The organism is Flavobacterium sp. SH_e (genome assembly GCF_025717045.1).
Lineage (GTDB): Bacteria > Bacteroidota > Bacteroidia > Flavobacteriales > Flavobacteriaceae > Flavobacterium.
In genome coordinates, this window is record NZ_JAOVZN010000008.1 from 336,555 (window position 1) to 361,717 (window position 25,163).

Here is a 25,163-nt window from a genome sequence, read left to right on the forward strand (position 1 = left end):
ACAATAAATTGGTTACTCAAATGTAAACAATTTATCTTTTAATTTTACTTTCGGCTTCCTTATTACGAGCAATCGTTTCCGCTACATATTTCTCAAACTCTTCGCTCGAACAAATAGTATCATTTAAATAGAAATGGTTTTTATCTTTTGCATATTGAGTCGGCGTTTCGAATATCGATGAAACAAATACTATCTCAAAAGATTCTGCATCAGCATCTTTTATTAATCGATTAAAATAATACACCCTATTTTGATCTATGGAATAGAAATATTTATCATGCAATTTTTTCCAAGTTTTTGGATTGGCTTTTGAAAGAATATTTTTTCCGTAAAAAACAGAATTTTCATCATACCCAAAATCTCCATCGTTTAAAGATTTAAAAGAGGACGAAATAGCTTTTTTTAAAACTTTAGTTTTACCTTGAAAATCATAATAAAAAACATTATTTGCATCTTTAGCAAATCCATAAGGAACAAACGATTCTTTACCTTGTTTTTTTATTATTTTCTATAAATACAAATGTAATTCCCAAAGACTTTTTACCAGTGTCACAAACTTCGAAAGTTTTAGTATCAGCTTCTGGAATACGTCCTTCTAATGTCCAAACATTATTCTTATCTTTAGCGAAAGCATAATTTAGGACTTCAAAAGTTAAACTATCTCCATCTTTAAGTTTACTACCTCCTGAATAACAATAATTCTTATCTTTTGCCCAACAACCCGGAAATTGCTCAAAAGAATCTATATCAACATTTTTAATTTTATTTTCACGAAAATAAACTACTTTTCCATCCGTCCAATACAATGCATTTTCATTATTAGCATCATAAAGCTCTGCCAATTTACTCCCTTTCATTCTATCAAATATATTGTTTACTTTTTCGGTGCTGGACCTTTCTCTGAAGCTTTATTAATATTTTTAGGATCACTCATATTTACTTCTTTCACCAATTTCCCTTTTTGATAAAACTGCCAAATACCAGCTTTTTTACCATTTACAAATTTCCCTTTAGAAGCAACAGATTTGTCTGAATCATAAAAAACAGTTTCTCCGTTGTATTCGTTATTTTTGAAATAAGATTCTTCTAAAAGCGTTCCGTCTTGTCCTATTTTTTTATAAGGTCCTTCTTTCAAACCGTTTTTATAAGTCATCTCTTCTGCAACTTGTGCATTTGGATAATAAATAGTTCTTAAACCTTCTAGTTTTCCGTTTTTGTAATTCTCAACCGTCATCAAAACTTTAGAAGCTTTATGGTAATATTTCCATTCTCCTTCGCGAGCTTTTCCTATCTCTTTTCCTTCGCTTACTTTGTTTTTATTTTGATCAAAAAAAACAGTGTAAGAACTTCCATCATTAGCACTAAAATCTCTTGTAGCTATAATGTCTCCTTTTTTTGTATCGTCAAAAAATTTAAAAACACCAGTTTCTTTTCCGTGATCAAAAGTTCCTTCATAACGAGGGCGTTTAGATTCAGCATAAGTTCCTTTCCAAAGTCCGTCTTTTTTTCCTGCTGCATCAACTTTATTAATATCGGTTTGTGCATTCGAAACTAATGTTGTTACGAATAATAATCCAAATATGATTTTTTTTGAGATCATGGTAAATTCTATTTTTAAGCTAAACGAAAATCTTAATTATAAATTATAATGGTATAAAAAAATCCCGATAAATCGAGATTTTTTTATTGAGAATTATTTCTTTTTATTCTGAGCTTTTGCTGCTTCTTGCTGTTCCATTACTTCTTGAAGACGCTGTTGGAACTTACTTGGCTTTTTAGGCTCTCTTTGTTTGTTCTCTTGAATCTGAGCGTGAATTTTATCACTGTCTACAATATAATTCTTGATCACAAACATAATTCCGATTGTAATTAAGTTCGAAATAAAGTTGTACAAACTCAATCCAGCACCATAACTATTGAAGAAAATTAACATCATTAATGGCGAAACATAAATCATGATTTTCATCATTTTTGCCATATCTGGCATACCTTCTTGCTGAGGAGCTGCCATTTGCTGATCTCCAGAAGTCATTTTCATGTAGAAGAAAATTGCAATTGCCGCCAAGATTGGAAACAAACTGATATGGTCTCCGTACATTGGAATATTGAATGGTAATTTTACAATTGAGTCAAAAGAAGATAAATCATCTGCCCAAAGGAAACTTTTTTGTCTTAATTCAAATGCTGCAGGGAAAAACTGGAACGATGCGTACATGAAAGGCAACTGAATCAATGCCGGGATACATCCTGCCATTGGGTTTACTCCTGCTTTGTTGTACAGTTTCATTGTCTCCTGTTGTTTCTTCATTGGGTCTTTTTTGAATTTCTCTCCCAACTCAGCGATATCAGGTCTTAAAACTTTCATTTTAGCCTGAGACAAAAATGATTTGTACGTAATTGGCGACATAGCCAATTTGATGATAATTGTAAATACAATAATTGCAATTCCTAATGACAATCCAATTGTAGAACTTAAGAATCCGAATAAAGGAACAAAAATAAATTTGTTGATCCATCCGAAGATTCCCCATCCTAAAGGAATAATTTTATCGAAATTTTTATCGTAAGCTTTCAATGTTTTGTAATCTACGGGACCCATGTACAAATTCATTTTGTAATCGATCTCTCCGTTTGTGAACGCTAAAGGCAAATTAGCTCTAAACTGTTTAGTAAAAACAGTATCGATTTTTTCATCCTTTACTAAATCGTCCGACTGTAATTTTGACGTTTCGAAAGGTTTTTCTGTAGATAAAATAGTAGCAAAGAAGTGCTGTTTAAAAGCTACAAAACTGACTTTTGTCGGTGTTTCTTCTTTACCTTGCCCATGTTGGCTTACATTATTATATTTTGATTCTTCATATTTGTAATCGATTTGAGCAAAACGATTTTCATAAGAAACACTTTTTTCATTTCTATATGTTTTTAAATCCCATTGCAAATCAACTGGTTTAGCAGAATTTAAAACTCTGTTTAAACCTTGAGAACGGATATCAAAACCAACTAAGTAATCGTTCGGCTTTAAAATGTATTTATATTCTAAAAATTCATTAGCACCAGCTTTCAAACGCATAGAAAGAACTTGGTCTGCACCAATTTTTTCTAATGTCGGTTCGAAATACAAATCTTTAGAGTTTAATGTTCTATTGTCTGTAGTAAGAAGCTGTAAATTTAGGTTAGAGTTATTATTTTTAATTAACTCAACTAATTCACCAGAACCTTTTTTAAACTTTTCAAATTCTTTTAAAGTAGCTTCAACAATATATCCACCTTTATTAGCAATCTTTAATCTTAATTTTTCGTTTTCGATTGTAGTAAAAGCTTCTTTTGCAGAAGGAAGTGTTGCAGAATAAGCAAATCCTCCTAAAGTTTTTTGCAATTGAGCCAATTGAACTGTATCTCCAGGAGTTACAGCTGCAGCTGGTAATGACGCAGTTTTAGCTTTATCTGCTTTTGCTTGTGCTTCTTGTTTAGCAACTAATTCTTTCTTGGCTTTCTCAGCAGCAATTTCTTTTTCAGAAGGCTGATTTTGATACATGATCCAAATCAAAATTCCAAAGATCAACACAAAACCAATGATCGAATTGAGGTCTAATTTTTTTTCTTCCATTATTAATTTAAAAAAGTTATTCGTTGAAGGTTATTAGTAATGAGTTTCACTCAAATGTTACATCTTCACAGAATATAATTATTATTTTTTATGTGCATTTACAGCAGCAGCCACAAAGTTCACAAAAATAGGGTGCGGATTTGCAACGGTACTCTTGTATTCTGGATGGTATTGTACACCAATGAAGAACGGGTGATTTTCAAGCTCCACAATTTCAACTAATCCTGTATCAGGATTAACTCCAGAAGCTTTTAAACCAGCTTTTTGCAATTCATCAGCATATTTATTGTTGTACTCATAACGGTGGCGGTGACGCTCCGAAATAGTTTTTTCTCCGTAAATTTTGTATGCTAAAGTGTCTGGTTTAATATCACATTTCCAAGCACCTAAACGCATTGTTCCTCCTTTATCGGTTACATTTTTCTGCTCTTCCATTAAACTCACAACCGGATGAGACGTTTTGTCGTTCATCTCTGTAGAGTTCGCTTCTGCATAACCTAAAATATTTCTAGAATATTCGATAACAGACATTTGCATTCCTAAACAAATTCCGAAGAAAGGAATGTTGTTTTCACGCACAAAACGAACCGCTTCGATTTTTCCTTCAATACCTCTTTCACCAAAACCTGGAGCAACTAAAACTCCGTCTAAAGAACCTAATTTTTCTTCCACATTTTCAGCATTGATATGCTCTGAGTGAATTGAAATTACGTTTACTTTTGTTTCGTTTGCAGCTCCTGCATGAATGAACGCCTCTAAAATAGATTTGTAGCAATCCTGCATTTCTACATATTTACCAACCAAACCAATGTTTACAGTTTGTTTTGGACTTTTTAATCTTTTTAAGAAAGTATTCCAGTTTTTAAGATCTGGAGATGCTTTTTTAGGCAAATCTAGTTTCTTTAAAGCCACAACGTCTAATCCTTCTTCAAGCATTAAATTTGGAACTTCATATATAGTAGAAGCATCAATTGACTGAATAACCGCTTCTTTTTTCACATTACAGAATAAAGCTAGTTTTTGGCGTAATTCCTGAGACAATTCGTGCTCCGTTCTACAAACCAAAATATCGGCTTTAATACCGCTTTCCATTAAAGTTTTAACAGAGTGTTGAGTTGGTTTTGTTTTTAACTCTCCTGCTGCTGCCAAATAAGGAACTAATGTTAAGTGAATAACAATTCCGTTATTTTCACCTAATTCCCAAACTAATTGACGAACAGATTCTATATAAGGTAGAGATTCGATATCACCAACAGTACCGCCAATTTCAGTAATCACAATATCATAATCGCCAGATTTTCCTAGCAATTGCATTCTGTCTTTGATTTCGTTTGTGATATGAGGAACAACTTGAACCGTTTTTCCTAAAAATTCTCCTCTTCTTTCTTTTTCAATAACCGAAAGATAAACTCTTCCTGTTGTAACGTTATTAGCCTGAGATGTAGGAACGTTCAAGAAACGCTCGTAGTGTCCTAAGTCTAAGTCAGTTTCAGCTCCATCATCTGTCACATAACATTCTCCATGCTCGTAAGGATTCAAAGTTCCCGGATCTACGTTAATGTATGGATCAAATTTCTGAATTGTAGTACGGTATCCTCTTCCTTGTAACAATTTTGCCAAAGATGCCGCGATAATCCCTTTTCCTAATGAAGAGGTCACACCTCCTGTAACAAAAATATATTTTGTTTGATTCATTCTGTTGTTGTTTGTAAGTAGTTGTGTAAAAAACTTGGCAAAAGTACAAATTTAATTAGACAATTTATCAATTCGAGAATGAGATAATTTTTAAATTTTTAAACAGATTGATTACTCGTTTTTGTAATCGATAATTTTAGCTTTAAATTGATCTGTTTTTTTGAATATTCCGCTTATTCGTTAGTACCAGTTAAGAGATTAAAAAAAATCTACAAACCTTCTATCTTAACATTCCAGACCCCATGTAATAAAACATTATTATAAGAGAAATAATGATAATCGAAACGGCAATTATTCCTAAACATAATCCAAGTTGCGAAATAATTAGCGAACTATTGCTTTTCCTTGCTTGCGACATACCAATCACACCTGAGATTACAGCAAGGAAACCTAGAAAAATTGCTAATAGACCAAAAGGTATTGCAATTAGCGGGCTTATAAAAAAAGTCAAACAACAAAGTCCTGCTGCAATAATAGCCAAAAATGACAGTATTAACGATATTATGCTTAAAGTCTTCCCTGAACTTTGTTTTTTAATATTATTTCCCATTTAATTAACTTTCAATCTATAAAAATAAAAACGTTTTCAAAATCACAAACATAATTAAACTTATCTTTTTTTAGGGCTTTGGATATTGTTTCTTAATATTTCGAATCAATTCTTCTAAACCATTCAATTTCAATTCATAAATAAGTTGTAGTTGCTGACCAAGCTCGCCTTTTGGAAAACCTTTATTATGATACCAAACCACGTAATACTCTGGAAGATCAATTAAATATTTCCCTTCATATTTTCCGAAAGGCATTTTGGTGTGTGCTAATTTTATGAGTTGTTTTTTGTCTTGATCCATAGTTTTTAAGAAGAAAGAAGCAAGAGGAAAGACTTATACTTTCTTCTTGCTTCAATTATATGCAAAGCTATTATTTATTTGCCACAGATTAAAAGGATTCTCACAGATTATTAAATCAAAGATTAAAAACTTAGAATCTCAGAATCTTAGAACCTTAGCAACTTTAAAAAAAAGAAGCAAGAAAAAAGAACCAATTATCGTCCTCTCTTCCTGCTTCAAAAATATTATTTAAAAAAGTTCAGCACAGATTAGAAACCTCTGCCCCTTTGTCACTCTAAACCTTTGTCACTTTTTAATAATGCCATCTCACGAAAGCCTCCATTGCCGCATAAGTCGCTAAACCTAATTGGTGGTACAATTCAGCTGTTTCACGGTTTCTGTCTTCTGCTCTCTGCCAGAACTCTCTTGCATCTGTTCCTTGGAAAACAACTCCATCTTTTTGAGATTGGTGTTTGAAAATTCCGTGACGTTTTGCTAAAACCTGATCTGGACTCATTGGAACTGCCATTTCAACTTCGTCAATTCCCCACTCTTGCCAAGCTCCACGGTACAACCATAACCAGCAATCGTTCATGAATTCTTTTGGCTTTAAAACTTTTACAGCTTCAAAAATAGCATCCAAACAAACTTTATGCGTTCCGTGTGGATCTGCTAAATCTCCAGCTGCGTAAATTTGGTGCGGTTTAATTTTTTCAATTAAATCAACTGTCAACTGAATATCTTCTGGTCCAATTGGTTTTTTCTCAATTGTTCCTGTTTCATAGAAAGGCAATTCCATAAAGTGAATCTGAGAATCTGGAAGACCAACAAAATAACTTGTAGCTCTCGCCTCTCCTTTTCTAATCAAACCTTTAATATAACGAACTTCTGGAATATCAATTTCGCTGTTCTTTTTGTTCTGTAAAAACGCTTCAGCTTTTTTGTAGATATTATCAGCTTCTTCGCTTTTGATTCCGAATTTCTCGTTGTAATCAATTACGAATCTTGCAAAACGCAATGCTTCATCATCTGCAACTGCAATGTTTCCAGAAGTTTGGTACGCAACGTGTACTTCATGACCTTGCTCTTGCAAACGCATAAAAGTTCCTCCCATACTAATGATATCATCATCAGGGTGCGGACTGAAAAGCAGTACACGTTTTTTAGCAGGTTCAGCTCTTTCAGGACGATTAGAATCATCTGAATTTGGTTTTCCACCTGGCCAACCTGTAATTGTATTTTGTAATTTATTAAATATCTTAATGTTAGTATCATAAGCTGGACCTGAATCTGCCAACAAATCACTCATACCGTTTTCGATATAATCTGCATCCGTAAGCATTAAAATTGGTTTTTTAAGATCTAATGCCAATCCTAAAACTGCTTTACGAGTTAATTTGTCTGTCCAAACGATTTTCTCAACCAACCAAGGCTTGTTGATTCTTGTTAGTTTAGAAGAAGCTTCTTTGTCCAAAATAAAAACTGCATTATTGTGCTCTTGCAAAAATGAAGCTGGAACTCTGTTTGTAACTTCATCTTCCACAGATTTTTTTACAATATTTGCTTTTCCTTCTCCCCAAGCTAATAAAATCACTCTTTTTGCTTCCATGATTTTTTTAACTCCAAGCGTAATTGCAGTTCTTGGTGTATTATTTAAACCAAAGAAATCTTTGCTTGCAGCAACTCTCGTAATATGATCTAAAGCCACTAAACGAGTTTTAGAGTTTTGAAGCGAACCAGACTCATTAAATCCGATGTGTCCGTTTCCTCCAATTCCAAGAATCTGAAGATCAATTCCACCTAAAGCTTCGATTTTAGCTTCATATTCGTGACAATAATCTGCAATTTGTTCTTTTGTCAAAAGCCCATCTGGAACGTGAGCGTTTTCAGGTAAAATATCGACATGATCAAACAAAAGCTCTTTCATGAAACGAACATAACTGTTGATTGAATTTGGTTCCATTGGATAATATTCATCCAAGTTAAAACTAATTACGTTTTTGAAACTCAAACCTTCTTCTTTATGCAAACGCACTAATTCAGCATATAGTCCTTTTGGAGAAGAACCTGTTGCCAAACCTAAAATACAAGGTTTACCTTCATTTTGTTTTTCTCTGATTAAAGCTGCAATTTCCTGCGCTACTTCTTTTGAAGCATCAGTTGAGTTTTCAAAAACAACTGTATTGATGTTTTCGAATCGTTTTTCGAAACCTGTTGCCTTGTCGATTTTACTTTTTAACATGATATATTAATTTTTTATTTTTGTTCAACTACTCCATTTCCTGTATTTATGCCCTTTCATAGCATAAAATAAAATCATCGCATAAGACGGTAACAATATCAAATAAGCCACCTGATTACCGCTTCTTGAAACATCTTGCATATTTTTTGCAACAATTGATGAATTCACACTTTCTACAATCATTCCGTAGAAAAGAGGAAAAACGGCTCCACCTATAATTCCCATAATCAAAATTGCACTTCCAATCTTTGTATATCCGCCCAAATCCTGCAAAGCCATTGGCCAAATTGCCGGCCAGCATAATGCATTTGCCAATCCTAAAAGTGCTACTAATAAAATAACTAGAGGAATATTTGGAGTTCCAGGCAATGCAACTGTAATTTTTGGCGAAATCAAAACAATCGTCAAAACCAGCACTAAACCTAATAGTCCTGAAGCTTTTAGAGCTGCAACTTGAGAAACATATTTAGGAATTAAAACGATTCCGAGTATATATCCAACAACCATTGCAGACATTGTAAACGAAGTTAATTTTAGATAAAAATTTCCCTCTTCTCCATAAACTCCAAGCTGTTTTCCGAAACCTCCAATAGAGTCTCCAGCAAGCACTTCAGCAGATAAATACAGCATTAAAGTGATTACTCCTAAAACCAGTTGCGGATATCTAAATGCGTTTTTTATCTGTTTGAAAATATTTAAATGCGATACATTTCCTTCTTCATCCAAATCAATTTCTGGCAAAGGAGAAAATTTAACTAACAAAGCTAAAACCGTAATAATCAATCCTATATAAAGATACGGTCTTTGCAATTGCAATGCAAGAGAATTTAGCGCATTTGTTTTTGCAGCTTCGTCCATCAAAGCAATTTTATCGGCTGTAAAGTCTTGCATATTAGACAAAACCAAAACTGTAAGTACAATTGGCGCTACAAATCCTGCTAGTTTATTTGCAATTCCTAAAACACTGATTCTTACCGCTGCACTTTCTCTCGGCCCAATTACAACAACATACGGATTTGAGGCTGTTTGTAAAACCGCCAAACCAGTTCCCATTACAAATAATGCAACTAAAAAGAAAAGAAATGTTCTGCTTGAAGCCGCAGGATAAAACATAAAAGCTCCAGCAGCGATAATAAGTAAACCTAAAGAAATTCCGTTCTTATACCCCACTTTTTCAATGATATAAGAAGAAGGAACTGCCATTACAAAATAAGCAATATAAAATGCGAAAGTCACAAAATACGCTTGAAAAGAAGTCAATTCGCAAGCCAATTCAAAAAACGGAATTAGCGGCCCGTTTAGCCAGGTTACAAATCCTAGAATAAAAAACAATAAAGTTAAAATCACCATTGGAACAACGGTGTTTTTTTTCTCTAATTGCAATGTACTTTGAATGTTTGTCATAATTTTTGGGTTGATTAGTTATAGATTTAATTCTTTCAAAATCTAAATTAGAATCAACGCTTTTATTACTCAATGCGTAATTTATGCAAATATCTGCATTTTTTTTGCAAAACAAAAGTAGTACATTAAATTTCCTTAATTTCTAATTTAGATATGAAAGTTTTGTTAATTTTTGCTATTCCAGTTTAAATCAGGGTAATATTTTGCTAAATATGTTTTTACATCAGCAATATCTTCTTTAGCAGTTAGGTCAGGAACATGCTCTGAAAACGGAATTCCGACAGTAGTATTCGGATTTTCCTTTACGGAGTTCAAAAGAACCGTTGGAAGTTCCTTTTCATCACGCTCTGGATGAGCAGGACAATTCTTAAGATGTATATATAAGGTGTTGCCGTTAAATTTAAAAGCATTCATACTTACTCTAATCTTTCCTTCCGCATCTTTATATTGCTCCAAAACATCCTCTGAAGGCTTTTCTAATATATCTAACAACTGATTGTTCTGATCTAATTTTGCAATTGCAAATCGCGAAATACGTTCTAATGGAAAATCCATTGCGTCACGGTCATAACTTATAAAAGCATTCGGACTTTCCGTTTCTCTCAGCGCGCGCAAAGCTTCAGCTGAATACAAGTTATCGCTATTACAAACCGAATAAAACTGCAAATTTAATTCTGGATATTGCTCTACAGCCTGAAACAATGCATCTGCTGTCCCGAATGGTTTTGTTCTTCCCTCTGGAATATATTGAATTGCAAATGAAATATTAAGTCCATGAAAATCATTATCCTTCATTTTACTGCCGTAAAATTCTTTAAACAATTCCCCTTGCTCTCCTATTATAATATAGATGTTTTTATAACCTGCTTTTTTGGCATTGCATAAAAGATAATCCAAAAGAGGTCTTCCGCTTGCGCCAACACCTATTAAACCTTTACTTCTTTCGTTTGCCTGTGCAATTTCTTCTGGAGATAAATTATCTATAACCGCTTCTTTTTTCATACGCGAAGAAGCTCCGCCGGCTAGAATTACTAAATTGTCGTGCATTTTATTTTAAATTTCAGTATTATCAATAATTCGTACTCCCGGATCAACATTAACAGCATACGCTTCTTCAGCTCCAGCATTTAAAATTGCTTCAATTACAGCACCTTCATTCTTAGGATCTGCAATTACAACAATGCTTCCACCGCCGCCAGAACCCACAATTTTTGCTCCGTATGCACCAGCTTTCAATGCCGCACTTACCATTGCATCAATTCTTGGAACAGTAATTTTCAATAAATCGCGTAAAACTTCATGATGCCCATTCATCAAAGCGCCAATTTTTTTAAGATCTAAAATTGGCTTTTCAAATTCTTTTAATGCTTCTTTGGTATAATGGTAATTTCTGATTGCCGCTTCAAAAAACGGAATCAAACGATCTGGAAGACAATTTCGATATTTATCTAAATCCTCAATTTCGGAAGTATTTAAATCAAACTGCGGATAATTCTGCTTTACTATATCAATTGCCATTAAAGCATTTCCTTTTAATTCACCAAGAAGCCCAATAGTTTCCTTTGGAACACCAGAAACCCCTGTAATTAAACCTTTTAATTCTGTTCCTACTATATTAAAAGAAAATGGTTTTTTGGTATTGATGTAAACAATATTTCCAACCCCAATGCTGAAATGATCCATCATTCCACCAGGTTCTCCATGTTCTAAAACTTCAGATTCATAACCTAATTTAGAGAGAAATTCAGGCGTAACTTCATGATCAATTCCAAAAGCTTCTATAAGAAAACGAATCCAAGCCATCAACAAGGCCGACGAACTCGATGTTCCTGAATTAATCGGAATATCTCCAGTAATTGTAATGGTATAACCAGATGTTGGCTTGCAGCCGTATCTACGCAAAACGCGTAATGATGATGCAAAATAATCTCTTGGTTCTAACTTTTCGAAAGCGTCGTGTATATCGATTATTCGGATTTCATTAATATCAATCATATTCAGAACAAACGTTTCGGTCTGATTTTCTTTTGCTATTAATTTAATATTTCGATCTATCGCACAGGCTATAACAGGCAGCCCTAAATAATCCTGATGATCTCCAAAGAGACAAGTTCGGCCGGGAGCTAATGAGGTAATTTTTTTCACGTAAACACATTGTGTTAAAATATTGCAATTCAACAAATTACAACATTATTAGGTTATCTTTTTATTTTAGTTTTTCGGTTTTGATTTCACGAAACTATAGATTATATTTTTATAAAACAAGAAAAAATACAAAAATGTGCTCGAACACACTAATTTTATGTTCTCGAGCACATTTTTGAATTCTTACAAAAAATTTACGTTTATTTGCTCAAAGTTTTTATATTTGCTCATATGGATAAAAAGTACACAATTAAGGATATAGCGCAGATGGCTGGAGTTTCTAAGGGAACTGTAGATCGCGTTTTGCATAATAGAGGAAAAGTATCTCCTGCAGCACTGGAAAAAATCAATGAAGTTCTAAACGTAATTGATTATGAACCGAACTTAATTGCCCGAAATTTAAAAAGCACAAAAGTTTATCGTATTTGCGTTTTACTTCCAGATCCTGCTTTCGATCCTTACTGGCTTCCTTGTGTAAACGGAATTCAAGATGCTATAACAGAATTCAAAGCGTACAATGTAATTATAGAAATACATTATTTTAATCCAGAAAGCACAAAATCTTTTTTAAAAACCAACGAAACCATAATAGCTCAATCGCCTGACGCCGTTTTACTGACCCCGCTTTTTCATAAGGAAACAGTAGAAATCATTAAACGATATGACGAATTGGAAATTATGGTAAATACTTTTAATAACCAGGTTGAATCTTCTTCTATTAAAAGTTTTGTTGGACAAGATTTATACAAAAGCGGCCGTGTTGCTGCAAGTTTGATGAATTTAATTCTTCCAAAAGGCCAAATTGCAATAATCCATATTGACGAAAGCCTTAAAAATGCAGTTCACATGCAGGAAAAAGAACGAGGTTTCAGAAGTTATTTTGAAGAAAAGAATCTTCCCGATTTCTCTTTAATTACACTTAAATTAAAATATTCCAACATCGAAACCAAGTTCGCTGCATTTGTTGACGAACATCCTGATTTGAGCGGTATTTTTATCACCACTTCCAAAGCATATCAAATAGCTTCTAGTCTATCAAATTTTGAAGACAAAAAGATTGCGCTTATTGGTTATGACTTGATTGAAAAAAATGTCAGTTTTTTAAATCAGGGACTTGTTCATTTTTTAATTCATCAAAATCAAAAAAGACAGGCATATTTGGGCGTAAGCACTTTAGCAGATCACTTTTTATTCAGAAAAGATATACCTGAAACTATTTTGCTGCCAATTGACATTATAAATGTCGAAAACGCCTCTTTTTATGTTAGCTAGAGTTTTTTTTGCCACGAAGACACTAAGACGCAAAGTTTTTTTGTTTAAATCTCGCAAAGTCGCAGAGGCGCAAAGTTTTTTATACTTTCGATACCTTAATTATTTCCAGCTAAAGCTAAAGGCAATTCAAATTAGATTTCTTTAAAAAAAAACTTTGCGTCTTAGTGCCTTTGCGGCAAATCATTTCATCAACACAAACTTCCCAAAAGAAGAAGCGATATGAAAATTCGGTTCTGCAGTATTGGGATTAACCCACGAAATCCAAGTTGGCTTATATTCTCCTTTTTCATCTTGAGAAAATTTAGCTCTATAAACCCCTGTCTCAATGATATTGTTTTGAATTAAATCAAATTCTTCTAACGAAGCTATACTGATTTTTCCCGCAACAGTAAACGAATTTTGCTTTTTTACTGATTGTATTTCCATTTGATTTTCTGGCCATTTCCAATTGTAATCGAAATTCCAGTTCGGATAAGCTTCAAAGTCCAAAATGCGATTATCCACATCCATTTCCAGACAATAATATGGACTTAACTTTTCATCTTTTCTAAAAAACAGCTCTACCCTATCAGAATTACAAATACTTTCTGTAGAATCATCTTTTCTATCAATATAAATCTCTGAATCAAAAACTTGGAAATTAAAATAAAGATATTCCAAATCCCAAAGTGCTCTAAATTCAATTTTTGAAAACGAATCGCTTTTCCAAGGCGAACAAAAATCTGTTAGACAATTTGCTTTTGCCCAAAAAGATGGCTCTAAGATTTCGATCTCTTTTTTTTGATTTCTATCGATTAAAATTACTTGATATTCTTTCACGATTCAGGTTCTAATTTTTTGTTAATTTTTATTCTTTCAAAAAGTCAAGAATACTTCAAATTGATTTTGTTTTTCTGTTCTTTTTTAAGGTGACCAAGATAGTTTAAAATTGAATAGAAAAACAAGATACTTTTCTTAAAATAAACCAAAAAGCAGCTCTATTAAGCCATAAGAAAAGACTGCTTAATTTTTACGTTTTTAAACAGGTCTTTGCGAAATTCACAAGTTTTTTCAAAATCAGCATTTATTATTCAAAAATCACTCAGTTTTAAGAATACCTCTATTCCCAAAACATTTTAAAAATATCACATCGTTTTAAGCTAAAAAAAACGTTTCGTACAATTTTATGTGCTCGAGAACATAAATTTTGTGTGTTCGAGCACATTTTTTGTGTTTTTTCTTGTTTTATAAAAATATAATCTATAGTTTCGTCAGAGATTAATCTTAAAACTAAGTTAATTATGCAAAATTTCGGGTGATTTTTAATCTTCTGAAAAGGAGAAAACAGAACTAAATAAGCAGTATTTAGAGTAAAAAATAAAGCCTCCGTCTTGTATAAAAAACGACTCAATCAAAAAGCAATTAAAAAGACAAAATGAATTTCCAGATCAAAAAAGAAATCTAAAACCTACAAACAAGAAAAAAACAATTAAACATTAACCAAAACCAATTTAAAGTATGAAATTATTAACCCAAAAAAAGCCAAGAGATTTTCGGATTAACAATTTATCCCGCAAAGAAATCGGATTAACAGTTCTTTCGTTATTAGTTTTTACATTTCAAGCTTCTGCGGCTTCTTCTATAAAAATTTCAGATAAAAACTATTCAGCGCTGTTTTTTGAAAAAACAGTAAAAGGAACTGTTACCGATCAAAATGGTTTACCTCTTCCTGGTGCCAATGTCGTGGTTAAAGGCTCTACAAAAGGTGTACAAACTGATGTTGATGGAAGTTTTGCCATTACAGTTCCTGATAATGCTACAAAACTTGTGATTACTTACATTGGTATGGAAGATCAAGAAGTAACTATTGGAAGCACTCATCTAAAAATTGTCATGAAAGAAGCAGGACAAAAATTAGAAGAAGTTGTAATTGGATACGGAAAATCTAAGAAAAAAGACCTTACAGGTTCTGTGAGTTCGCTTAGTAAAGACAATTTAAACTTAGGCGGAACTGTTGCAAACGTTGGTCAAGCTTTACAAGGACGTGCTTCTGGAGTTCAAGTGCAGCAAAACAGTTATGCGCCAGGAACTAACCCGTCTGTGGTAATTAGAGGTGGAAACTCGATTAATACTTCGAACGCTCCACTATATGTAGTGGACGGATTTATTACAAGTACAGGAGCTTCTATTAGTCCGAATGATATTGAAAATATTCAAATTTTGAAAGACGCCGCTTCTACAGCAATTTATGGTGCTCGTGGAGGAAATGGAGTTATTTTGATTACGACTAAAAAAGGAAAATCTGGAAAAATGAACGTTGAAGCAGAGATTTCTGATGGTTTTCAAAACATTATAAAAGAGCCGTCTTTAGTAACTGGACAACAATACGCTGATATTCAGAATGCAATTGCTGCTGAAAATGGAAGACCGCCAGTTTTCCCTTCAAGTTTTCCAATTGCGAATACAAATTGGTTTGAAGCAGCAACTCGTCCTGGAGAGGTGCTTAACAGAACGCTTACTTTTAGCGGAAGCGATCAAAACTCTAAATTCTTCCTTTCTGGAAACTATTTGAAACAAACTGGTGCTATTGAAAACACTGATTTTGAAAGATATAGTGTTAGAATGGGCGGCGAAAAAAGATTCAATGAGAGATTGAATATGGGAACAAATGTTTATGGCGCTGTTGCTGAAGGAAATAACAGTGATTTTGGTGATAATATTCTATCTCCGATGTTCTCAATCCAAACAGCTCCTCCAACTATTCCGATTTATAATGCTGATGGTTCTTATTACAAATATCAAGGAAAAGATAATGCTTTAGCGCTTTTACTTGAACCTACAGATCACACTATCAACCGTTTGGTAAATGGAAGTATGTTTTTAGATTATCAAATTATTAAAGGTTTAACGTATCACTTTGGTGCTGGTGCAGAATGGCAGGAAAATATACAAGGAAAATATACACCAAGTACATTAGTAGCCGGAGCAGCTTTAAAAGGTTCTGGCTCTGAAGAAAATAAAACCTATTTCAGATGGAGTACAGAGCAATATTTAACTTATAAATTTGATATTAAAGAAGTACATGCAATCACTGCAATGATTGGTACTTCAAACCAAAAAGATACTTACGAAAGAGTAAGAGCGGCCGGTACAGGTTTTTCTAGTGATTTACTGACTTACTACAATCTTCAAGGCGCTTCTGTTTATTTGAAACCTGAAACTGAAAAAACAGAAACTAAATTAACTTCTTACTTTGGAAGGTTAAATTATGCTTTCAATGACAAATATTTAGCAACTTTCACCATAAGAAAAGACGGTTCTTCTCGTTTTGGTCCAAATAACAGATTTGGTATTTTCCCTTCTGGAGCCGTTGCTTGGAAAATCTCTAACGAATCTTTCATGCAAAACGTAAAAGCAATTTCTGAACTTAAATTAAGAGCGAGTTACGGTATTACAGGAAATGATGGAATTGGAGACTATTCTTACATGAGCCGATTGACTTCTTGGGGTGTTACTATTTCACCAGACAATTTTGTAGCAGGTACAGAGCCCGCAAATTTAGCTAACCCAAATCTTAAATGGGAAGAAACAGCTCAAACCGATTTAGGTTTTGATTTAGGTTTATTTAATGACAAACTTTCTATCACTTTTGATGTTTATAAGAAGAGAACTTCTGATGCGCTTTTAAATGTTCCTGTTGGAGGATGGTGGGGATTTGGCACTCAAAGAGTTAACTCTGGAGTTATTGACAACAAAGGTCTTGAATTCGGAATCAGTACTGAAAATTTCAGATCTGATAAATTTTCTTGGAGAACTTCATTAAACATTGCTTACAATAAACAAGAGGTTGTTTCTCTTGCAGATAACGTAAAAATTATCAGCACAAATACTTCTAATCCAAGCGGAACCGTTTCTGGACAAGAATTTACAAGATTGGAGCCAGGAAAAGAAATGGGAGTTTTATACGGATATAAATATGCAGGTGTTATCAAAACTGGAGAGACTTACGCACCTCAGCCTTTATCTGTACCTGGAGATCCAAAATATGTAGACGTTGATGGCGATGGAACTATTACAGCTGCTGACAGAACGTATTTAGGAAATTCTATTCCGCATTATTTAGCTGGTTTTAATAATGATTTTAGATATGGAAATTTTGATATGAATATCTTTTTCCAAGGCGCTTTTGATTATTCAGTTTACAATATGACTGCAATGGTTGGCGAATCTTCTACTAGTACAGACGCATTAAACCGCTGGGTTGCTGGAACAAACGAAAATACAGATATTCCTAGAGATGGATATTACAAAAGCAAATACGGCAGTTATGTGAATTCAAAATTTGTTGAAGAAGCTTCTTATTTACGTTTGAAAAATGTTTCTATTGGATATTCTATTCCTGAAAGTGCTTTAAAAACGGTAAAATTTATTGACAGTATCAGATTGTATGCTATCGGACAAAATTTATTCACAATCACAAATTATTCTGGAAATGATCCTGAAGTAAACGGGCATTCATCTAACAATTTAGGTGGAGGAATCGATTTTAACTCATTCCCAGCTTCAAGAACATTTATACTTGGAATTAAAGTAGCAATTCACTAGTCTAAAATGCTTTTTAGTAACATTAAATTTAGTAAAATGAAAAAATATACAATCTTATTACTTTTACTTACCGCTGGGACACAGTTTTCGTGTAACCAAGATCTTGATCCTACGGTATATAGCAGTTTGACTAATACCAATGGGTATCAAACAAAGTCAGATGCTATTGCGTCCATAAATTCTATTTATGGTAGGCTAAAAGGACCATCTGTAGGCGATAACTTTTCGTATTGGGCTACAAGACACTTTGCTCTGACAGATATTGCTACCGATTTAGGACATTGTCAATACGGAGGAGATCCAGGACAATTATCTTTAGGAACTTGGAGTTCTACAAATGGATTGCTTGCCGAAGACTGGAACGCAATGTATAAATTGATCGCAAATGCAAACAATGCAATTTTCAACATAACACCAATGGGCGGAATTACAGCTGCAGAAAAAGCACAATTTATTGCTGAAGCTAAATTCTTAAGATGTTCTGCTTATATGGATTTGACCGATTCTTGGGGACCTGTTATTTTAATTACCGAAGCGAACTTAGGAAATCCAGGATATTTAGATCAGACTCCGCCATCTTCTGTTGAAGAAATCGACGCTTTCATTATCAAAGAATTGACTGAAGCTGCTGATGTATTGCCGGTTAATTATGAAAACAACGAAATTTATGGTACAAACGATGTAGGCCGTGCAACAAAAGGTGCAGCTCTTACTTTACTAGCAAAACTTTATATGAGAAGCCACGATTGGCAAAAAGTAGTGACTTTGACAAAACAAGTAATGGATTTAAACCAATACAGCCTTTACCCTTCTTATTTAGGTTTGTTTAAAGAAAGTAACAAATGGTGCAGCGAAAATATTTTTTCTTCGTTAAGTGATGCTAACACAAATGGAACTGAGTTACTAAATCATTTTGGACCAATCGATCATCCAGTTGTACAAAACAGATGGCAGTACTATACTGTAAACTGGGATTTCTACAATACTTTTGGAGATGAAGATGAGAGAAAACAATGTTTCTTCCCAGAATTTATGGGAACAGATGGTTTACTTCACAAACAAGCACCATCATTAGGAGCTGAACCGCCAGAAGGAGAATTTTATATGCCAGACGTTTCTACTAAAAAATACGCTGATGACGAGACAACAACTTATTATGATGGTCACAGTGTAAACATTCTTCGTTATGCAGATGTATTGTTGAGCAGAGCTGAAGCATTAAACGAAATTAGCGGTCCAACAAGTGAGGCTATCGATCTTATCAACAGAGTAAAAGCGAGATCTCATGCAAAATTATTGGTTTTGGCAGGTCAGACTCAAGAAACTTTGAGAGATGCCATTTTACAGGAAAGAGGCTGGGAATTTTTCTACGAAGGAAAACGTCGTCAAGATTTGATTAGAATGAACAAATATGATGTTTTAGTAAATGCATATCATCTTAGAGTTGGTGAAGCCGCTTTAGTGAAAATGCCACAAAACAAATATTATACTTATCCGCAGAGTCAGGTTAACCTTAATCCGAAATTGAGTAACGCCGATAGACAATAAAAATCCAAAATCAAGAATAGACAGTTAAATGTCTGTCTATTCTTGATTTTTAATACGAATAAGGTACTTTCTGTTTCACAAAAGAAGCTTTTGAAATGATTAAAAAATTAATACAAAAAGGAAGTTTTATTTTAGTCCTGCTAGCAATGGCAAGCTGTTCTAAAAATCAAGGTATCTCAAATATCAATATTGGAATTCATGGCAACAACGAATTGAAAATTCAAATCGATGTTACTACGAATGACCAGACTCAGGTATACGCAGAATATTGGTCAGACAAAAAAGGAAAGAATAGTAAAATCACAACTCCTATTTCAAAATCTGGACAAAAACATTCTTTGGTACTTTGCAATATTACACCAGAAACCAGTTATAGCTATCAATTGTTTACAGTTCAGGACGGCGAAAAAAAGCCAAGTAAAATTTATACGTTTAAATCAAGAAAACTTCCAGAATGGCTTCAAAAACAATTCAAAGCCAATTGCCCAAAACCTGAATTACTTCCGCAAAACTTTAAAAAAGGTTTTATGCTTTTAGCGAAAAGAGAAACTCCAGGAACGGCTTATATTGTTGATTACAAAGGAAATTTAAGATGGTATCATACGCTTGAAGGAACTGGTTTTAAAGTTCCTCATTTCACAAAAGAACAAACCATTCTTTCTATTTTAGGTACAAATGACGAACCGACAAGTTACGGAAGCGAGATTTTAGAAATCAATCTTCAAGGCGATACTTTAATACATATTAAAAAAGGGCAAGGCGATTTAAAACAAGTTATTCATCATGAAATTATTAAAAAATCGGCAAACGAAATTGTTACTATAACTGTCGATCAAAAAATAATGGATTTGACTTCTATTGGAGGAAAAAAACAAGATACAATCAACGGAGACGGAATTCTGATTTTAGATAAAAAAGGAAAACAGCTTTGGAAATGGAGTGTTTTCGACGACTTAGATCCTTTAAAAGACAAAGATTTACTGAAAAACAAAAAAGATTGGACACACGCCAACAGTTTGAATTATGATACAGACGGAAACTTTCTAATCTCTTTCTACAACAATGGTCAGATTTGGAAAGTAAATGCAAAAACTGGAAAAGTGATGTGGAAATTAGGAAAAGGCGGAAACATGAAAATGACGCCAGAAAGTAATTTCTCTCAGGCGCACGCAGCACATATCGATCAAGAAGGAAGTTTACTGTTTTTTGACAATGGTGTCGATATAAAACAATCTTCCGTTTTTGCTCTAAAAGTTGATGAAAAATCAAATTCAGTAAAACTGGATTTTCATATAAAATTGCCAAAAGAAATTTACAACGACAGAATGGGAAGTGCTTATATGATTGATAAAGATGCCATTTTAGTCTGTTGTTCAAAAAGACATATTACGGTTTTAACGAATAAAAAAGGGGTGCTTTTATGGGCTTTAGAATCTGAAATTCCACCATACAGAACAATCTTTATTCCTGAAGAAAAACTAAAACCTTTTCTTCTAAATTAGAAAAGTTGAAAGCATAAAAACTCAAAATAATACCTAACAGGTTTTAAAAACCTGTTAGGATAAAAATTCTAATCATGAAAAAAATAATTCTTATCGGACTTTTTTCAGCAATGCCAATTGTTGTTTTCAATTCTTGCACCAAATCAAATTCTCAAACTTTAGTTTCAACAGCGATTGAAGAAAAAGAAGATGAAGAAGGTTATATTACTATTGATACTTCGGAAATTCCAGACGATCAATTTGGAGAATCGGTTCGTTACGGAAGAGAATTAATGATGAAAACGGCCTACTATATTGGCCCGAATGGGAAAAATGGAAAATATTTAGGAAATAAAATGAATTGCACGAACTGTCATCAAGATGCAGGAACAAAACCGCATGCATTCAATTTAATGTCTTCTCATGATAATTATCCACAATATCGCGGGCGCGAAAACAAAGTGCTTACACTGGCAGAAAGAGTTAATAACTGCATTATGCGCCCGCATTCTGGAAAACCGCTTCCGTTGGACAGCAAAGAAATGGTCGCATTTTTATCTTATTTCAAATGGATTAGCAAATTTGTACCAAAAGATGGTAATTTTAAAGGAGCAAAAAATCTAGAAATCGAGTTTCCAGACGTTGCCGCAAGTCCAGAAAGAGGAAAAGTATTATTTGCAGAAAACTGTGCAAGATGCCACGGAAACAATGGCGAAGGAGTTTACAATGCAGACAAATCGGGATATACTTATCCTCCACTTTGGGGCGAATATGGTTATCAGCCTGGTTCAAGCATGCACCGCGTGATCAAGCAGGCACAATGGCTAAAAAGCAATATGCCTTATGATAAAGTAACACTCGGAAAACCTTATTTAACAGATAAAGAAGCGCTTGACATTGCAGCATTTGTAAACGATGATTCACAACATAAAAGACCAAATCCAAAAACGCTTGATTATCCAAATAAAATGGGCAAACCAATTGATTATTCTCACAGCCCATTTCAGGATAATTTTACTGAAGAACAGCACAAATACGGGCCTTACAAACCGATTATTGCTTATTGGAAAAAACAAGGATGGAAAGCCGTTTACTAAATTCAAAATATACTATTTAACCTGATTATAATACAATGAAACTAAACCTCAACAACACAAAGCTTTTAAACAGAATACTGATAATGTGTTTGGTCACGATCAGCATTCCTCTAACTGCACAAATAAAATATTCAGACGGAAACGACAGTTGGAATCCGAATCAATTAGGAAATCACCGTGCTGTAATTGCCTTTTCTGGTATAGGAAATATTGCTAAAACGACTATTGAATGGCGAAGAAGAGACACAAATCCAGAACTTAAAAAAATTATCGTACAAGATGCGTCTGGAAAAGAAATTCAGAACATAAAAACCGAAAATATCAATAGAGAAAATGGAACTATTTTCTTTGAACCAATTTCTGGCAAAGGAACATACTACGTTTATTATATGCCTTATGTTGATGAAGGAACAGCAAATTACCCAAAAGGAATTTATCAGAAACCTGAAGACAAAGCCGATGCAAAATGGGTTTCTAAAATAAAAACCAATTTAAAAGACAATTGTTCGGTTACCGAAATTCAGAGTGTAAATGCTTTCAATAGTTTCTATCCGATGGAAGTGATTGCAACGGCTTCTGAAACTTCAGCTCTTGTTGCAAAAAACAGCGGAAATTCTTTCTTAGTTTTCCCAGAAGACAGAGAACATTCAATCAAATTAAAATCAGATTTGCCACAAAGATGGATTCAGAAAGGTATTCAAAACAGTTTTTCTGATACGGCAATGAAAGGTGAATATTTAGCTTTTCAATTGGGAGTTTATGCACTTGAAGATTTAAAGAATGTAAAAGTTACTTTCACAAATTTAGTTGGTCCAACTGGTTCAATTGATGCGAAAGATATAAACTGTATCAATACAGACGGAACAAGATATGACGGTTCTCCTTTCACCAATACCGTTTCGGTTTCAAAAGGAAAAATTCAAGCAATGTGGTGCGGAATTGACGTTCCTCAAACTGCAGCCGCGGGAATTTACAAAGGAAAAGCGACTGTTTCCGCTGATGGAAAATCAAAAGAAATCGAACTTCAAATTACAGTAAGCAATGAAGCGACTAAAAACGGAGGCATTGACAGTCCAGAAAAAATGACGCGTTTAAAATGGTTGAATTCTACATTAGCTCAGGAAAATACGGTTATTGCTCCTTATACTCCACTTGTTGTAAAAGATACAGAAATTTCTTTATTAGGAAGAAAATTGACTTTGGCTCCAAACGGATTTCCAGCTCAGATTCAAACTTATTTCACTCCAGAAATGACTTCTGTAACAACCAAAGCAAATGATATTTTAAGTTCGCCAATTGATTTTCATTTTGTTGATGCTTCTGGAAAAGAAGTGCAATGGAAAAATAGCGGTGTAAAATTCACTAAAAAAGAAGCTGGAACGGTTTCTTGGGAAAGTACTTCGACTACAAAATCGGTTCAAATGGATGTGAATGCTTCTGTCGAATTTGATGGTTTTGTACATTATACGGTTAAAGTTACAGCTCTTGAAGATGTTTCTTTCAATGACATTAATTTCCAAATGCCAATGCAACCAACTTCTGCAAAATACATGATGGGATTGGGTCAAAAAGGTGGAGATCGTCCTGCAACTTTCGATTGGAAATGGGACGTTGCTCATAAAAATCAAGACGGTGCGTGGATTGGTGCTGTAAACTCTGGATTGCAGTTTTCTTTGAGAGATGAAAAATATAGCCGTCCGTTAAACACAAATTTCTATTTACAAAAACCTTTATTGTTGCCAACTTCTTGGGGTAACGAAAATAAAGGAGGAATTACCATTACGCCAAATCAAAAATCGGTTGTAGTAAATGCGTATAGCGGCGCTAGAACAATGAAAAAGGGAGATGTTTTATACTATAACTTCAACTTGTTAATTACACCATTCCATACAATCAATACCGATTTTCAATGGGATACTAAGTTTTACCACAAATACAGTCCGATCGATTCAATCGCAAAAACTGGTGCAACGGTAATCAATATTCATCATGCAAATGCAATCAATCCGTATATCAATTATCCTTTTATCGAATTTAAAAAGATGAAAACGTATATCGATGAAGCGCACGAAAAAGGATTAAAAGTAAAAATCTACAATACAGTTAGAGAGGTTTCAAACAAAGCTTATGAGACTTTCGCTTTAAGAAGTTTAGGTCACGAAATTTATTCTCCAGGAAAAGGAGGCGGATTCTCTTGGTTGCAAGAACATGTTGGAGACGATTATATCGCAGCTTGGTTTGTTCCTGAAATTAAAGATGCTGCAATCGTAAACAGCGGTATGAACCGTTGGCATAATTATTATGTGGAAGGAATGAATTGGCTGACTCAAAATGTTGGTATTGATGGAATTTATCTTGACGACGTTGCTTTTGACAGAATCACGATGAAACGTATCAAAAGAGTTTTAACGAAAGACGGACATCCTGGAATTATCGATTTACACAGTGCAAATCAATACAACAAAAGCGACGGATTTAACAATAGTGCCAATTTATACATGGAGCACTTTCCGTACATCAATAAATTATGGTTTGGAGAATATTTTGATTATCAAAAAAATCAGCCTGACTTTTTCTTGACCGAAGTAAGCGGAATTCCGTTTGGTTTAATGGGCGAAATGCTTCAAGATGGTGGAAATCCGTGGAGAGGAATGGTTTACGGAATGACAAACAGATTACCTTGGAGCGACGGTGCTGACCCAAGAAACATCTGGAAACTTTGGGATTCTTTCGGAATTAAAGGTTCTGAAATGATTGGATATTGGAGCGAAAACTGTCCTGTAAAAACAAACAATGACAAAGTTTTGGCAACTGTTTACAAAAAGAACGGAACAGCTTTAATTTCAATCGCAAGCTGGGCAGATGCTGATGTAAATGTGAAACTAAATATCGACTGGAAAAAACTAGGAATCAATCCTGCAAAAGCTACGATTACAGCTCCTGAAGTGACCAATTTCCAATCAGCAAAAACGTTCACAGCAAAAGACGAAATACCCGTTTCTAAAGGAAAAGGCTGGTTGTTGATTGTGAAGTAATCAACAATTGCCTCGTACTGTTTGTCATTTCGACGAAGGAGAAATCTCCACAAGTAGCTCGACAAAGATTGACGATATACTTTGCGGAGTTTCTCACGAAGATTTCTCCTTCGTCGAAATGACAAAAAAGCTTAAAAAAATAATGCCACAGATTTCACAGATTAACACGGATTAATTTTTCAACAGATAAAAAAATCATTTTAATCTGTGCAATCTGTGGCAA

At 33.9% G+C, this 25,163-nt stretch carries 18 protein-coding genes; 7 read left to right on the plus strand and 11 right to left on the minus strand.

The genetic code is table 11. The annotated features are described in order from the left end of the window. Positions 1–31 precede the first annotated feature (31 nt). From OD917_RS22625 to OD917_RS19585, 5 genes are all read right to left on the minus strand, one after another. A complete protein-coding gene (locus OD917_RS22625; protein ID WP_411970405.1) occupies positions 32–505 on the minus strand; it encodes a DKNYY domain-containing protein in 474 nt (157 codons plus the stop codon). Next, complete coding sequence (locus OD917_RS19570; RefSeq protein ID WP_263525100.1) at positions 486–857, minus strand: DKNYY domain-containing protein; 372 nt, start codon at positions 855–857, stop codon at positions 486–488. Before OD917_RS19570 ends, OD917_RS22625 begins: the two co-directional genes overlap by 20 nt. Positions 858–874: 17 nt before the next feature. Next, positions 875–1,600 (minus strand): toxin-antitoxin system YwqK family antitoxin, encoded by a 726-nt coding sequence (locus tag OD917_RS19575; protein WP_263525101.1) that lies wholly within the window; start codon positions 1,598–1,600, stop codon positions 875–877. 93 nt (positions 1,601–1,693) lie between these two features. Then, the gene (gene yidC, locus OD917_RS19580; protein ID WP_263525102.1) at positions 1,694–3,607 is read right to left on the minus strand and encodes a membrane protein insertase YidC; all 1,914 of its coding nucleotides are present in this window, start codon (positions 3,605–3,607) and stop codon (positions 1,694–1,696) included. Positions 3,608–3,688: 81 nt separating this feature from the next. Then, on the minus strand, positions 3,689–5,302 hold the full coding sequence (locus OD917_RS19585) for a CTP synthase (RefSeq protein ID WP_263525103.1): 1,614 nt from the start codon (positions 5,300–5,302) through the stop codon (positions 3,689–3,691). Between the two features lie 272 nt (positions 5,303–5,574). On the opposite strand from OD917_RS19585, the gene OD917_RS19590 reads away from it, so the two are divergent. Then, positions 5,575–5,856, plus strand: a complete 282-nt coding sequence (locus tag OD917_RS19590; RefSeq protein WP_263525104.1) for a hypothetical protein — start codon at positions 5,575–5,577, stop codon at positions 5,854–5,856. A gap of 66 nt (positions 5,857–5,922) precedes the next feature. On the opposite strand, the gene OD917_RS19595 is transcribed toward OD917_RS19590, so the two are convergent. The 5 genes from OD917_RS19595 to OD917_RS19615 form a co-directional block, all read right to left on the minus strand. After that, positions 5,923–6,153, minus strand: coding sequence for a DUF3820 family protein (locus OD917_RS19595; protein WP_008462478.1), 231 nt, complete (start codon positions 6,151–6,153; stop codon positions 5,923–5,925). A gap of 292 nt (positions 6,154–6,445) precedes the next feature. Next, the gene (gene nagB, locus OD917_RS19600) at positions 6,446–8,374 is read right to left on the minus strand and encodes a glucosamine-6-phosphate deaminase (protein WP_263525105.1); all 1,929 of its coding nucleotides are present in this window, start codon (positions 8,372–8,374) and stop codon (positions 6,446–6,448) included. A 24-nt stretch (positions 8,375–8,398) separates the two neighbouring features. Then, positions 8,399–9,778: a sugar MFS transporter gene (locus OD917_RS19605; RefSeq protein WP_263525106.1), complete on the minus strand. Its 1,380-nt coding sequence runs from the start codon at positions 9,776–9,778 to the stop codon at positions 8,399–8,401. Positions 9,779–9,943: 165 nt separating this feature from the next. Then, positions 9,944–10,825 carry a sugar phosphate nucleotidyltransferase gene (locus OD917_RS19610; protein WP_263525107.1) on the minus strand — a complete coding sequence of 294 codons (882 nt, stop codon included), beginning with the start codon at positions 10,823–10,825 and terminating at the stop codon, positions 9,944–9,946. 6 nt (positions 10,826–10,831) lie between these two features. Beyond that, positions 10,832–11,923 (minus strand): galactokinase family protein, encoded by a 1,092-nt coding sequence (locus tag OD917_RS19615; protein ID WP_263525108.1) that lies wholly within the window; start codon positions 11,921–11,923, stop codon positions 10,832–10,834. A 231-nt stretch (positions 11,924–12,154) separates the two neighbouring features. Between OD917_RS19615 and OD917_RS19620 the strand changes: the two genes are divergently transcribed. After that, positions 12,155–13,195, plus strand: a complete 1,041-nt coding sequence (locus tag OD917_RS19620) for a LacI family DNA-binding transcriptional regulator (protein WP_263525109.1) — start codon at positions 12,155–12,157, stop codon at positions 13,193–13,195. 180 nt (positions 13,196–13,375) lie between these two features. Here OD917_RS19620 and OD917_RS19625 read toward each other — a convergent pair whose 3' ends face one another. Further along, positions 13,376–14,014 carry a sugar-binding protein gene (locus OD917_RS19625; RefSeq protein WP_263525110.1) on the minus strand — a complete coding sequence of 213 codons (639 nt, stop codon included), beginning with the start codon at positions 14,012–14,014 and terminating at the stop codon, positions 13,376–13,378. A gap of 678 nt (positions 14,015–14,692) precedes the next feature. Between OD917_RS19625 and OD917_RS19630 the strand changes: the two genes are divergently transcribed. From OD917_RS19630 to OD917_RS19650, 5 genes are all read left to right on the plus strand, one after another. Then, positions 14,693–17,779, plus strand: a complete 3,087-nt coding sequence (locus OD917_RS19630; RefSeq protein ID WP_263525111.1) for a SusC/RagA family TonB-linked outer membrane protein — start codon at positions 14,693–14,695, stop codon at positions 17,777–17,779. A 36-nt stretch (positions 17,780–17,815) separates the two neighbouring features. Beyond that, positions 17,816–19,327, plus strand: a complete 1,512-nt coding sequence (locus OD917_RS19635; protein ID WP_263525112.1) for a RagB/SusD family nutrient uptake outer membrane protein — start codon at positions 17,816–17,818, stop codon at positions 19,325–19,327. Positions 19,328–19,422: 95 nt separating this feature from the next. Further along, complete coding sequence (locus tag OD917_RS19640) at positions 19,423–20,829, plus strand: aryl-sulfate sulfotransferase (protein WP_263525113.1); 1,407 nt, start codon at positions 19,423–19,425, stop codon at positions 20,827–20,829. 74 nt (positions 20,830–20,903) lie between these two features. Beyond that, positions 20,904–21,905: a c-type cytochrome gene (locus OD917_RS19645; RefSeq protein WP_263525114.1), complete on the plus strand. Its 1,002-nt coding sequence runs from the start codon at positions 20,904–20,906 to the stop codon at positions 21,903–21,905. Positions 21,906–21,940: 35 nt separating this feature from the next. Further along, positions 21,941–24,940: a glycoside hydrolase domain-containing protein gene (locus OD917_RS19650; RefSeq protein WP_263525115.1), complete on the plus strand. Its 3,000-nt coding sequence runs from the start codon at positions 21,941–21,943 to the stop codon at positions 24,938–24,940. The last annotated feature ends 223 nt before the right edge of the window (positions 24,941–25,163 follow it).

Coding starts and splice junctions, on each gene's coding strand:
- OD917_RS19610 (WP_263525107.1), bottom strand. CDS start 10,825: ATGCACGACAATTTAGTAATTCTAGCCGGCGGAGCTTCTTCGCGTATG.
- OD917_RS19605 (WP_263525106.1), bottom strand. CDS start 9,778: ATGACAAACATTCAAAGTACATTGCAATTAGAGAAAAAAAACACCGTT.
- OD917_RS19635 (WP_263525112.1), top strand. CDS start 17,816: ATGAAAAAATATACAATCTTATTACTTTTACTTACCGCTGGGACACAG.
- OD917_RS19645 (WP_263525114.1), top strand. CDS start 20,904: ATGAAAAAAATAATTCTTATCGGACTTTTTTCAGCAATGCCAATTGTT.
- OD917_RS19640 (WP_263525113.1), top strand. CDS start 19,423: ATGATTAAAAAATTAATACAAAAAGGAAGTTTTATTTTAGTCCTGCTA.
- yidC (WP_263525102.1), bottom strand. CDS start 3,607: ATGGAAGAAAAAAAATTAGACCTCAATTCGATCATTGGTTTTGTGTTG.
- OD917_RS19590 (WP_263525104.1), top strand. CDS start 5,575: ATGATAATCGAAACGGCAATTATTCCTAAACATAATCCAAGTTGCGAA.
- OD917_RS19585 (WP_263525103.1), bottom strand. CDS start 5,302: ATGAATCAAACAAAATATATTTTTGTTACAGGAGGTGTGACCTCTTCA.
- OD917_RS19620 (WP_263525109.1), top strand. CDS start 12,155: ATGGATAAAAAGTACACAATTAAGGATATAGCGCAGATGGCTGGAGTT.
- OD917_RS19570 (WP_263525100.1), bottom strand. CDS start 857: ATGAAAGGGAGTAAATTGGCAGAGCTTTATGATGCTAATAATGAAAAT.
- nagB (WP_263525105.1), bottom strand. CDS start 8,374: ATGTTAAAAAGTAAAATCGACAAGGCAACAGGTTTCGAAAAACGATTC.
- OD917_RS19630 (WP_263525111.1), top strand. CDS start 14,693: ATGAAATTATTAACCCAAAAAAAGCCAAGAGATTTTCGGATTAACAAT.
- OD917_RS19575 (WP_263525101.1), bottom strand. CDS start 1,600: ATGATCTCAAAAAAAATCATATTTGGATTATTATTCGTAACAACATTA.
- OD917_RS19650 (WP_263525115.1), top strand. CDS start 21,941: ATGAAACTAAACCTCAACAACACAAAGCTTTTAAACAGAATACTGATA.
- OD917_RS19595 (WP_008462478.1), bottom strand. CDS start 6,153: ATGGATCAAGACAAAAAACAACTCATAAAATTAGCACACACCAAAATG.